The 12,635-nt window shown below is 61.5% G+C and carries 10 protein-coding genes; 2 read left to right on the forward strand and 8 right to left on the reverse strand.

Annotation, left to right across the window (positions count from 1 at the left end; all coding sequences use genetic code 11):
• Positions 1 to 77 precede the first annotated feature (77 nt).
• Entirely contained in the window at positions 78 to 233 is a 156-nt protein-coding gene (locus tag ACGKZZ_RS11195; RefSeq protein WP_411223644.1) for a hypothetical protein, read from the forward strand.
• A gap of 42 nt (positions 234 to 275) precedes the next feature.
• Here the strand turns inward: ACGKZZ_RS11195 and ACGKZZ_RS11200 are convergent, their stop codons facing one another.
• Genes ACGKZZ_RS11200 through ACGKZZ_RS11210 form a run of 3 tightly spaced genes read right to left on the reverse strand, consistent with a single transcriptional unit; the run spans position 276 to position 4,252 of the window.
• Positions 276 to 2,453 (reverse strand): RNA degradosome polyphosphate kinase, encoded by a 2,178-nt coding sequence (locus ACGKZZ_RS11200; protein WP_411223645.1) that lies wholly within the window; start codon positions 2,451 to 2,453, stop codon positions 276 to 278.
• A gap of 35 nt (positions 2,454 to 2,488) precedes the next feature.
• Positions 2,489 to 3,184 (reverse strand): chromosomal replication initiator DnaA, encoded by a 696-nt coding sequence (locus ACGKZZ_RS11205; RefSeq protein ID WP_411223646.1) that lies wholly within the window; start codon positions 3,182 to 3,184, stop codon positions 2,489 to 2,491.
• Positions 3,185 to 4,252, reverse strand: coding sequence for an AI-2E family transporter (locus tag ACGKZZ_RS11210; protein ID WP_411223647.1), 1,068 nt, complete (start codon positions 4,250 to 4,252; stop codon positions 3,185 to 3,187). It abuts the gene before it with no gap.
• A gap of 181 nt (positions 4,253 to 4,433) precedes the next feature.
• Between ACGKZZ_RS11210 and proS the strand changes: the two genes are divergently transcribed.
• Positions 4,434 to 5,786, forward strand: coding sequence for a proline--tRNA ligase (gene proS, locus ACGKZZ_RS11215; protein WP_411223648.1), 1,353 nt, complete (start codon positions 4,434 to 4,436; stop codon positions 5,784 to 5,786).
• Between the two features lie 84 nt (positions 5,787 to 5,870).
• Here the strand turns inward: proS and glmM are convergent, their stop codons facing one another.
• From glmM to ACGKZZ_RS11240, 5 genes are all read right to left on the reverse strand, one after another.
• Positions 5,871 to 7,214 (reverse strand): phosphoglucosamine mutase, encoded by a 1,344-nt coding sequence (gene glmM / locus ACGKZZ_RS11220; protein WP_411223649.1) that lies wholly within the window; start codon positions 7,212 to 7,214, stop codon positions 5,871 to 5,873.
• Positions 7,214 to 8,224 carry a dihydropteroate synthase gene (gene folP / locus ACGKZZ_RS11225; protein WP_411223650.1) on the reverse strand — a complete coding sequence of 337 codons (1,011 nt, stop codon included), beginning with the start codon at positions 8,222 to 8,224 and terminating at the stop codon, positions 7,214 to 7,216. Before folP ends, glmM begins: the two co-directional genes overlap by 1 nt.
• A gap of 39 nt (positions 8,225 to 8,263) precedes the next feature.
• Positions 8,264 to 9,190 carry a dihydroneopterin aldolase gene (locus ACGKZZ_RS11230; RefSeq protein ID WP_411223651.1) on the reverse strand — a complete coding sequence of 309 codons (927 nt, stop codon included), beginning with the start codon at positions 9,188 to 9,190 and terminating at the stop codon, positions 8,264 to 8,266.
• Positions 9,191 to 9,313: 123 nt separating this feature from the next.
• The gene (locus ACGKZZ_RS11235) at positions 9,314 to 9,946 is read right to left on the reverse strand and encodes a cell wall hydrolase (RefSeq protein ID WP_411223652.1); all 633 of its coding nucleotides are present in this window, start codon (positions 9,944 to 9,946) and stop codon (positions 9,314 to 9,316) included.
• A 187-nt stretch (positions 9,947 to 10,133) separates the two neighbouring features.
• Positions 10,134 to 12,626, reverse strand: coding sequence for a putative PEP-binding protein (locus ACGKZZ_RS11240; RefSeq protein ID WP_411223699.1), 2,493 nt, complete (start codon positions 12,624 to 12,626; stop codon positions 10,134 to 10,136).
• Positions 12,627 to 12,635 lie beyond the last annotated feature (9 nt).

Consider the following 12,635-nt stretch of genomic DNA (forward strand, 5'->3'; position numbering starts at 1 on the left):
CAAAACAAGCAATTGCCAAGCGCGTGCCGGGATGCTATCAAATAGGCATATTCAATACCTATTAAGGGGTAAATCCGATGACGCTGTCCGAAGCATTTCTCTGGCCGGGAACCAAGGTATGTGAGCGGCTCGGGGTTGATCCCGAAGGCGAGGCGGGGTTGATCCGCTGGATGATCAACACGTTGGTCTATCTTGTGGTCAGCCTGATCGTCGTCTGGATCATCGTCGTTTGACAATTAGACAGGCGGGTTGATCCAAAAAGCGAAAGCGCGCGGCTATTCGTCGGCGGTATGCGTCAGCTTGGGCACATCCGAGGCACCGGCCGACCCGCGACCCGAGAGTGACGGGTTTTCCATGAAAAAGCGGTGACAGTTGAAGACAAACTCGCCTTCGTCCCAAGTGGTGCGCACAAACCGGCCATCGGGTTGCATGATCCAGCTTTGCGCCACGTCGGCCAGGTTGGCAGCCATGATCTGGCTGACGATCTGCGCCTTGACGGTGGCGTTCTCGATCTCGACCAATGTCTCGACACGTCGGTTCAGGTTGCGTCCCATCCAGTCGGCGGATGACATGAACACCCGTGCTTTCTTGTGCGGCAGCCCGTGTCCGTTGCCAAAGCAAATGATCCGCGAATGCTCCAGAAACCGGCCGATGATGGATTTGACGCGGATATTTTCGCTCAAGCCCTCGACACCGGGGCGCAAGCCGCAAATGCCCCGGATCACGCAGTCAATCTTAACCCCGTCCTGGCTGGCGGCATAAAGCGCGTCGATCATGTCCGGCTCGATCAGTGAATTCATCTTCAGCCAGATATGCGCCGGCTTGCCCGCCCGCGCGAATTCCGACTCTGCCGCGATCATCTCCAGCATTTTCGGCTTGAGAGTATGGGGCGAGATGCTCAGGTTCTCCAGTCCCTCGGGCTGCGCATAGCCCGACAGGTAATTGAATACCTTGGTGGCATCGCGCCCCAGCTTGTCGTCACAGGTGAAAAAACTCAGATCGGTGTAGATGGTCGCGGTGATCGGGTGATAATTGCCGGTGCCGTAATGGGTGTAGGTCACCAGGCGGTTGCCCTCGCGCCGCACCACGATGGAAATCTTGGCGTGTGTCTTCCATTCCAGAAAACCGTACACCACATGTGCGCCCGCGCGTTCCAGACGCCGGGACTGGCGGATATTGGCGGCTTCGTCGAACCGCGCCTTCAACTCGACGAGGGCGGTCACCGATTTGCCATCCTCGGCCGCTTCGCAAAGAGCGGCCACAATCGGCGATTGGCGGGATGTGCGGTAGAGCGTCTGTTTGATCGCCACCACATCTGGATCGCGCGCAGCCTGGGCAAGAAACCGGACGACCATGTCGAAGGTTTCATAGGGGTGATGCAACAGCATGTCCTTCTGGCGGATGGCCGCGAACATATCGCCGTCGAAATCCTGTACCCGTTCCGGTACGCGCGGCGAAAACGCCGGCCAAAGCAGATCGGGGCGCGCGTCGAGCACAAGTTGGCGCAGATCCGCCATGCCGATCATTCCGGTCAGTTCGATCACATCGTCGTCGCGCACCCGCAATTCATGCATCACGGTTGCCCGCAACCGTTCGGGGGCGCCCGCGGATACCGTGAGGCGCACCACTTCTCCGCGCCGGCGCCGCTTCAAGGCCACCTCGAATTCGCGGACCAGATCCTCGGCTTCCTCCTCGACCTCGATATCGCTGTCGCGCAGCACCCGGAAACCAAAATGGTCGCGCAGCTTGTAGCCCGGAAACAGCCGGTCGAAATGCAACAGCAAAACCTCTTCGAGAAAGATGAACCGGTCTGTGCCGCTTTGCGCGGGCAGCGCGATAAACCGCTCGATCTGTGCTGGGATCGGCAGCAGCGCTTGCAGCCCGGTCTTGTCCTTGCGTCGTTCCAGCTGAAGGGCCAGGCAATAGCCATTGTTGGCGATAAACGGGAACGGATGTGCAGGATCGACGGCCAGCGGCGTCAATACCGGGAACACCTGATTGAGAAACACGTCTTCCAGATAGGCCCGATCGTCGTCGTCCAGATCGTCCCGATTGAGAATCGAGATGTTCTCGGCCTCCATCTGCTCGCGTAGATCGGCCAGCACGCGCTGCTGAGACGCCATCAGATCCCGGGCATCCGCGTTGATCAGCACCAGTTGCTCGGCCGGGGTCAGCCCGTCGGCGGCTGGCGTGACGTTGCCCGCCTGCGCCAGTTCGCGCAAACCGGCGACGCGCACGGTGTAAAACTCATCCAGATTGGCCGCCGAGATCGACAGGAAACGCAAACGCTCGAGCAAGGGCACGCGCGGGTTTTCAGCCTCTTCCAGAACCCGCCAGTTGAACCCCAGCCAAGACAGTTCGCGATTCACAAAGCGTCCGGGGCCGGTCAGATCGACATCACTCACCTCCGCCGGAGCAGCAAGCGGTGCGTGCAGAAAATCGGCGCGATTCATCGGAAATCCCTTTTGGCGGTCATGCGGCGGTTGAGTCAGTCTGGCGCGGTTTCCTCGGTAAATTCAAGCTCTGCCATTGCTTTGCGTGCCAAACTGCGCGTCACGCCCTTGGGCGTTCCCAACGCCTCGCGGTCCAGATGCGCGACGATCCGTCCGGCGGCATCGAAGGACCGCGGCATGCGGCGCACCAGATAGGGGATGACATCGGCCATCGGAACGATCTGTCGATCCGCAAACAGCTTTGCCACCACCGCCGATAGCAACAGATCATCCGGTGCCGCCATCTTGGCGACTGCGGTGCCTGCCATCCGGCTTGCCAGATCGGGCAGGGACAGCCCCCACCGCGCCGGCGGCAACGTCGCCGTCATCAACAAGGTGTGGCCATTGGCAAGAACCAGATTGTGCAGGTGGAACAACGCGGTTTCCAACGCGGCATCACCTGAGATCCGTTCGACATCCTCGATGCAGATCGACGATGCAGCAAGCTCGGGCACGTCGGATTCGCGCAGATCGGTTGCCGCAACCATGCGACCGCCGCTTTCATTGCACCAGACGTGAACCAGATGGGTCTTGCCGGACCCGTGTGGCCCCACCAAAGCCAGTTTGCCGCTTGGCCAGCCGGGCCACATGTCGATCAGCCCCAACGCCACCGCATTGCTTTCGGTGATATAGAAATCGCCGCGCCCCAGCGCGGGTCGCGCGGGGATGTCGAATTTCATCTGATGCGGCATTTATCGCGGATCCTGATCGCTTGCGCCACGGTACAACTGGCTGCTCAGATATTGGTCGGCCGCAAAGCGCGTCACCACTCCGATGACCGCCGCCAAGGGCACCGCCACCAACATCCCGACAAAGCCGAACAGCGTGCCGAAGATCGCCAGCGCCAGAAGCAGCCAGACGGGGTGCAGCCCGACCGATGAGCCCACAAGCTTGGGCGTCAGGAAATTGCCCTCGACCACCTGTCCGACCACGAAGACGCCTGCCACCAGTCCGATGGACACCCAGTCGCCCCAGAACTGGAACAGCGCCAGACCTATCGCCAGTGCCCCACCAATCAAGGCGCCAAGATAGGGAATGAACGTCACCAATCCGGCGATGAACCCGACCACAAGGCCGAATTGCAAGCCGATAAGCATCAGTGCAACTGCGTAGTAGGTGCCCAAGATGATGCAAACCGTGCCCATTCCGCGTATGAACCCGGCCAAGGTCGCGTCGATGTCGCGTGCCAGTTTGCGAATGGTCGGCGCATGGTCGCGCGGCAACAGCCTGTCGACCCGAGCCACCATTCTGTCCCAATCAAGCAGCAGATAGACGGCAACGACCGGAACGATCACGAACAGCATGATCACATTGATCAGTCCCGCCGCCGAACTGAGGATGGTGTTCAGCAATTCACCGCCCTTGGCCTGGATCGTTTCTCCCATCGACACGAGCGACTGGCGCAGGGCACTTTCGGAATTGACCAAATCGGGGAACCGCTCGGCAAGGAAGTCGCGCAAGCGGTTGAACAGCGCCGGTGCGACCTCGAAGAGTTCGACCGCCTGCCGGATCAGTGTCGGGATGAGGAACAGGAGCATCACCGTGAAGGCCAATATCCCGACCACCGTGATCAGCGCCGTGGCCGCGACGCGCGACAGTCCCAGTCTTTCCAGACGGTCCGCCGCCGGATCGAGGAAATACGCGATTGCGCCGCCCAAAACGAACGGCAGCAACACATCGCCAAGAAACCAGAGCACGACCACGAACGCGATCGCGGCAATTCCCCAATATTTCAATTGCTCCCGCGCGGTAAGCGCCATGGCACACGCCCTTATATTTGCGCCCTTCATCGCCTTTCGGACCCCGGGATTCAAGAGGCACGCGCCTTCGCATCGCGTAATCGCGAAACCTTGCAAAAGCCGGTTATTGATCGCGCGGCTGTCTTGCCGGTCCTGATCCAACCGGATAGGACGGCGCAAACCACCCTGAAGAGGTCCAAACATGCGCCTGTCCCGCTATTTCCTGCCCGTGCTCAAGGAAACCCCCTCCGAGGCCCAGATCGTCAGCCATCGCCTAATGCTGCGGGCGGGGATGATCAAACAGGCCAGCGCCGGGATCTATTCGTGGCTGCCCATGGGCTACAAGGTGCTGCGCAACATCGAAAATATCGTTCATCAGGAGCAGGCGAGGGCAGGCCATCTCGCAATGCTGATGCCCACGATCCAGTCCGCCGACCTTTGGCGGGAAAGCGGGCGATACGATGCGTATGGCGAAGAAATGCTGCGCATCAAGGACCGCGGCGGGCGCGACATGCTGTTCACGCCCACGGCCGAGGAGCTGATCACGGATATCTTCCGCGCGCATGTCAGCAGCTACAAGGACTTGCCTCTGACCCTCTACCAGATCCAGTGGAAATTCCGCGACGAGATTCGCCCCCGCTTCGGCGTCATGCGCGGTCGCGAATTCCTGATGAAGGACGGCTACAATTTCGATTTGACCAAGGAAGATGCGCTGCACGCCTATAACCGGCACTTGGTCAGCTACTTGCGCACCTATGAACGCATGGGGCTGCAAGCGATCCCGATGCGCGCGGATTCCGGCCCGATCGGCGGTGACGATACACATGAATTTCTCGTGCTGGCCGAGACGGGCGAGTCAGAGGTGTTCTATGACAGCGAGATCACCGATCTGAAATTCGGCGACCGGCAGATCGACTACGATGACAAGGCGCAGTGTCAAGCGGTGCTCGACGAATTCACCTCGCGCTACGCGCGCACCGACGAGACCCATGACGAGGCCGAATTTGCCAAGGTCCCCGAAGACCGCCGCCGCACCGCGCGGGGTATCGAGGTCGGTCAGATCTTCTACTTCGGCACCAAGTATTCCGACGCGATGGGCGCCACCGTGGCTGACGCAGAGGGCAATCGCGTTCCGGTCCACATGGGAAGCCACGGCATCGGCGTCAGCCGCCTGCTCGGCGCTATCATCGAGGCGAGCCATGACGACAAGGGCATCATCTGGCCCGAAGGCGTGACCCCGTTCCATTGCGGAATCGTCAACCTCAAGCAAGGCGATGCAGAAGCCGATGCAGCGTGCCAGTCGCTCTATGACAGCCTGATCGCGCTCGGGCTTGACCCGCTGTATGATGATCGCAACGAACGCGCCGGAGCCAAATTTGCAACGATGGATTTGATCGGCTTGCCGTGGCGGATCACGGTCGGTCCGCGCGGCCTCAAGAACGGTGTCGTGGAACTCACGTCCCGTCGCACCGGCGAAAGCGAGGAACTGGCGCCGGAAACGGCGATCCAGCGCGTCGCTGACATCTACGCGAAGGTCCGGCCTTCTTCTCATTGAAAATACTCCGGCGATTTGGGGGTGGCTCCCCCATTCCGCCGGTTTGCGTATTTTGCCACGCGGCCTGAACGCCGCGCTGTCAGATCACGCCGTAGCCTCGACTTCGGCAACGATGCCGTCAACCACGTCGACAAGCAGCGCCTCGTCTTCGCATTCCGCCATCACCCGGATCAGCGGCTCGGTTCCGGACTTGCGGATCAACAGCCGGCCCTTTCCGTCAAGCCGTGCTTCGGCGTCGGCAATGGCCCGCTTGACGGATGCGGCTTCCAACGGCGTCGCCGAGGCGTCATAGCGGACGTTCTTCAACAATTGTGGCACCGGATCGAAATTGCGCACCAACGCGCTGGCGGGGCGGCCGGACCGGCACATTTCGGCCAAAAACTGCAAACCGGCCATCAACCCGTCGCCCGTGGTGGCGTAATCCGTCATCACGATATGGCCCGACTGCTCTCCGCCGAGGTTCCAGCCGCCGCGCCGCATCGCCTCGACGACATAGCGGTCGCCGACGCCCGTGCGCTCAAGCCGCAAACCGCGTGCATCCAGAAACCGCTCCAGCCCGAGGTTCGACATCACCGTCGCCACAAGAACGCCACCGGCCAGCCGCTCTTCCTCGGCCCAGCGCGCCGCCATCAGCGCCATGATCTGATCGCCATCGGCAACCTGACCGGTCTCGTCGATCAGGATCACCCGGTCGGCATCGCCGTCCAGACAAATGCCAACATCCGCGCCATGCGCAACCACCGCCTCTGCCGCCAGTTGCGGATGAGTCGAGCCACAGCCCTTGTTGATATTCAGACCGTTCGGGCTCACCCCAAGTGGGATCACGTCGGCGCCCAGTTCCCAGAGAACCTCTGGCGCGGCCTTGTAGGCGGCCCCGTTGGCGCAATCGACGACCACCTTCAGACCGTCCAGCCGCTTGCCTGACGGAAAGGTGGATTTCACCCGTTCCTGATAGCGGAACCGACCGTCGTCGATCCGCTTGGCGCGCCCGATATTGTCGGCCTGCGCCACGTCCACGCCGCTGTTGATCAACGCTTCGATCTCGGCCTCGTCGTCATCCGACAATTTGAACCCGTCAGGACCGAAGAACTTGATTCCATTGTCCTGCGCCGGGTTGTGGCTGGCCGAGATCATGATGCCCAGATCGGCGCGCATGGATGGTGTCAGCAATCCGACAGCCGGTGTCGGGACCGGACCGAGCAGCAAGACGTTCATTCCCGTCGAGGTCAGACCGGCGGTCAGTGCGTTTTCGAACATATAGCCCGACAGCCGTGTATCCTTTCCGATAACAACGCGGTGTACGCCTTTGGAATCGCGCCTGAAATGGCGACCGACGGCGGCACCGATGCGCAGCGCCATGTCGGCGGTCATCGGATGGATGTTGGCGGTCCCACGAACGCCGTCGGTGCCAAAAAGCTTGCGTGCCATTACGGCTCTCCAAATTCTATCGCGCGCCAGAGCGAAAGCGCTTGGCGCGTTTCCAACACATCATGCACACGGATCACTTGCACCCCTTGCGATGCAGCGTGCAAGGCCACGGCGATCGAGCCAGGCATTCGTGTGTCCGCTTTGCCCGCACCCGTAATCGTACCGATGAACTTTTTGCGGGATGCACCCAACAGGATCGGACAACCCAAGCCGTGAAACAGGGATAGATCGCGCAACAGCGTCAGGTTGTGCTCTTGTGTCTTGCCAAACCCGATGCCCGGATCGACGATGATCCGGTCTCGGGCAATGCCAGCACGAACCAACGCGTCAACGCGGGCGTCCAGGAAATCATAGACGTCAAACCGCACGTCATCATAGCGCGGCGCGTCCTGCATGGTTTGGGGGTCACCTTGCGCGTGCATGACGCAGACAGGAACTCCATGCGCGGCGCAAAGCGGCGCGAGGTCGGGATCATAGGTGAAACCGGACACATCATTGACCAACGTCGCCCCCGCCTTCAACGCGGCCTCGGCCACCGCAGCTTTGCGCGTGTCGATCGAGATCGGAACGCCAAGCTCCGCAGCAATGGCGGCAATCGGGACAGCGACGCGTGCAATCTCTTCTTCAATCGCGATGGTGTCGGCACCCGGACGCGTACTCTCGCCGCCGACGTCTATGATATCAGCGCCATCGGCCGCCATCTGGCGCGCGTGGTTCAGCGCCGCCTCATGGCTCGCAAAGCGCCCGCCGTCGGAAAAGCTGTCGGGTGTCACGTTCAGGATGCCCATCAGCGAGGTGCGAGACATGTCGCACCCGGCAATCGCGGCGCGCGGGGCGGTCAGGCGCTCCAGCACATCGCCCGGCACATCTGCCGCCGGTACAATCGACGCAGCACTGGTGCGGTCTTGCGCAACGACATCGCTGAACCACAACGGCGAACCCGCAAGCGGCAGCGCGCCAGCGGGGCGCGGCAGGCCGGATCGGGGCAGGGGGCGGTAATAGGTGCTCATGCACGGTCAATGAAACGCGCCGCGCATTTTGACAAGCACTTAGAGCACGGTTTCGCCGATGGGCGCGTTGCGGACCGATACATGGTCCGACGGCGGAACGTCCGCGCCGATGCTCAAAAGCTCGCTAGCTTCCATCATCGCGGCAAACCACGTTGTCAGCGCGACAGCATCGCTGAACGCTGATTTCGGACCATCTACGGCATCCAGAACAATCTTCGATGGCGCCCACACGCAGACCTGCCCGTTCTTCATCGCCCAATCAAGCTCGGTGCGTGTGGAGACGACCTTGCATCGCGTGTCGCGCGCGGCCAGAACCCAACCGTTCTGTTCGATTGCCAAAAGGTCGATCCGTCTTTGCGCCAACGGATGCGTGACCTTCGGACGCGGACCGTCGGGCAGCCCGACAGTCAAGATCAGCGGCGCAGTTTGGGATTGCAGGGCGTCGATCCAGGTACCCAGATGCTCTGACCGCAATGCGTCGTTCGAAAGATAAACCACACGCGGATGCGGCCGTAGGTGCTCGGCATCCGTCGCCGCGTCGCCCAAATCCGCTCGCGAGCGCACAATCTCGACCCCCAACGCCCCCGGTCCACGGTCCAGTTTCTCGATCCGCACGAAGGTTCGCAGCGCTTGGGGTTCCAGCAAAATACGCTCTGCGATCCGGGCCGCCAGCGTTTCGAGCAGGTTCACGCGCTCTTCTGCAAGCTCGGTCGCGATCGCTTCGGTCACCCGATCATAGGACAGGATGCGATCAACGTCATCGTCAATAAGTCCAACGATCGGTTGCACTTCCACGACGATGTTAAAGCAAATTCGCTGGGTCGTCCCACGCTCGGACTGGAACGCACCGATCTCGACCTCGACGATATGGTCGCGCAACGAGATGCGGTCGACCGGGCCGTCAGCCGCCGTGGCGATTGCTCGCTCGGCGGGGTGCGCAAATGCCTGTCGGATTTCGGTGCTCATCGCGCGTCCTTGAGTATCGATTCCCAGTATCGGGATATCAGAGGGTGCGACGAACGCAAATGCCGCGAAGGGGCGTATCAGACGCCGCTCGCGACAGGGAAGGGGTGACGGCCGGTTTTCAGTTCAGCTGTTCGAGCTGACGCGCCATGTGTGGCGATAAAACAGGTGCACGCCGATGGAGGCCGTTTTCGTGTATGTGCGCGACCAGCGCGGGTTGACGGCATTGGTGTGATAATGTGTGGCTCCATCGGTCAGGTCGAGCGGTGCAACCCCGTCGAGAATGGCGCGCGCCACCTTGCCCACACGCTCCCAGGCGCGTGGTTCGCGAATGCGCTCGGGAATGCCGTCGCAGGTATAGGTGAACTGGCACTGGTACTTGCGCCCGGTGCCCTGATTGATCACGCCGCAGACATTGTCCGGAAACCGGCTGCTCTTGACGCGGTTCATGATCACTTCGGCCACGGCGAACTGCCCCTTGACCGTCTCGCCGCGCGCTTCGAAATAGAGCGCCTCGGCCAGACATTCCCACTGCGCGCCACCTTCAGCTTTGCTTTGGCTGTTCAGCCAGGAGGTGTTGTAGACCGCAGTCTCGCGCGACGTGGGCGTCACCAGCGAAGTCAGGTGAGATTGGCCCGCAGCGTCCAATCCGTTTTTCTCCTGTTGCAAGAGCGACGCAGCCGCGTCTTGCGACCGTTCTGCGACGGCCGGCGATGTCAGCATGGCCGCAGCCACGATCAATGCAAAAATTCTCGTCATGACGAGTTTTCATCTCGCGATGTTGTGGGTGGCGGCTAGACACACAAACAAACTGGCAGCGCCGCGCAATCGAGCGGGCTGTTAGCGAAAAATAGCTCTTCCCACAAGGCATGGGAGATATGCACCAGACGCAACCCGGTGTTTGCGGTCAAAATGGGGCGAAATCTGGGCGGTATTTCGCCCGCCGCTACTTCATCTTGTCCGCCAACGCAAGCTGTGCGGCAGCCAGTCGCGCCACCGGAACCCGGAACGGAGAGCAGCTGACATAGTCGAATCCGGCCTCGCGACAGAACGCAATCGATTCGGCATGCGCGGCATGTTCGCCGCAAATCGACAGGATCACGTCGGGCTGCGCCGCGCGTCCGCGTGTGGCACCAAGGCCCAGCAATTCGCCCACCCCTTCGGTGTCGAGTTTGTGAAACGGGTCTTCGTCGAACACGCCCTGGCGCACATATTCCGACATGAACCGCCCGGCATCGTCACGCGACAGGCCATAGGTCATTTGCGTCAGGTCATTGGTGCCAAAGCTCAGAAACTGCGTGTGCTCGGCGATGTCGCCGGCACGCAAACAGGCGCGCGGCGTTTCCACCATGACGCCAAGCCGAAACGTGAATTGCGCACCGGTCTCGGCCCGCACGGCGGCGGCAACGGCGTCGATGCGCGCCCGCACGAGTTCGACCTCGCGCTTGGCCGACACAAGCGGCAGCATGATCTCGGGGACGATCGCAACACCGTCCTTGCTGGCTTCGACCGTGGCCTCGAATATGGCGCGCGCCTGCATGTCATAGATTTCCGGCACCGTGATGCCCAGCCGCACACCGCGCATTCCCAGCATCGGGTTGTACTCGGTCAGGCTTTCGATACGGCGGGTCACATCGCTGACCGGAATGTCCAGCGCTTCGGCCAGTTCGCGCTGGCCGGCGCGCGAGGTGGGCAGGAACTCGTGCAAGGGCGGATCGAACAGGCGAATGCAGACCGGATGGCCCTGCATGATACGGAAGAGCTCAAGGAAATCAGCGCGTTGCATCGGCAGCACAAGTTCAAGTGCCGCCTCGCGGTCCTTCGGGTCATGCGCGAAGATCATTTCGCGCATGGGCGTCAGGCGTTCGGTTTCAAAGAACATGTGCTCGGTGCGGCAGAGGCCGATACCTTGCGCGCGAAAATGAAGCGCGGCCCGCGCGTCTGCGGGGGTGTCCGCGTTGGCACGCACACCGATGTCGCGCTCGGCATCGGCCCAGTTCATAAAGGTGCGAAAGGTGTCGTCGAGCGTCGCCTCGATCATGTCGACCGACCCTGCCAGAATCTGTCCGCTGGTGCCGTCGATGGTGATTACATCCCCTTCCTTGAGGACACGCCCATCTGCTGCGACCAGCATCCTGCGATTGGCCTGAAAGCGCAAAGTGGCGGCGCCGACGACGCAAGGCAGGCCCAATCCGCGCCCGATCACCGCGGCATGGCTGGTCATCCCGCCCCGCTCGGTCAACACGGCAGAGGCGGCATGCATGCCCCGAATATCTTCGGGGCTGGTTTCGCGGCGCACCAGCACGCAAGGCTCACCACGTGCGGCACTGGCCTGCGCGGCCTCCGAGGTGAAGACGATCCGCCCGGTCGCCGCACCGGGGCTCGCGGCGATGCCCGATCCGAGGATGTCGCGGGCAGAGGACGGCGCGACCTGCCGGTGCAGCAATTCCGACAGTGCACGCGGTTCGATCCGCATCAACGCTTCTTGTCTGGTGATGATGCGATCTTCCGCCAGACGCACCACGATCCTCAACGCGGCGCGCGCACTGCGTTCGACGCGAACACCGTCAAGAATGCTCAGTTCACCATTCGAGATGGTGAATTCGATCTGCATCTCTTCGCAAAGCTTTTCGCGCATCAGCGCGGCAATGTGTTTCAGCGCACCAAACGCGTCGGGTGCCAATTCTTCCAGCGATGCACCGCGCTTGTCTTTTTCCAGAAAGATGGATTTGACACCGCCTTTCAACGCTTCACGCCCTTGGCTCTGGCTCAGATACCGTCCGGTGACTTGCGGCAGGCCGGTCACCGAATTCACCAGTTGCAACACGCCCGATCCGCTTTCACCCCGACCGCGGCCCAGAGTCATTTCCTGAACGACCAACCCGAGCCCGGCATCCACCGGAGCACCTTTGGCCTGACGCAACAACCGAGCGGTCGTTCCTTCCCACGCGCGTGCCATGGAACGCAGGATTTCGGCCAATTGAACACCCGGGTCTTGCGGGAAGGGAACCTCTGCCTCCTCTTCAAATCTGTGCAGCGCCGCTGACAAAGCCTCTGGTCCGGTGCCGTCCATTTCATCGAACATTTCTGCATCCAGCCGGGCCACATCTACGGCGTAGGTCTGAATAAACCGTAAATAAAGATCCGTCGCCGAAGCTTCTCCGATGCGCTCGCACAGCTCGGCGTGGCGCGCGTCGTTCATGCCGATGTTGAGAACAGCACGCGGGCCACCCCAGTCGGGGTCCTCGGACGACGGCCGCACGCACAGCAGCGCTTTTTCGTCGAATTCGGCCAGAATGCCGGAAACGTCGGGAAGGTAACCACTTGTAAACCTGTGGACCGTATCAAAAGAGAGAGCGACCGTGCGCGGCACCGGCAGATCGAGTCGCACCAGTCGCTGCAAGCACTTTGCGCGACCGCCATGCGTTGGCGCCGACATGGGGGATGT

This window comes from Marivita sp. S2033 (assembly GCF_046592965.1).
GTDB lineage: Bacteria > Pseudomonadota > Alphaproteobacteria > Rhodobacterales > Rhodobacteraceae > Marivita.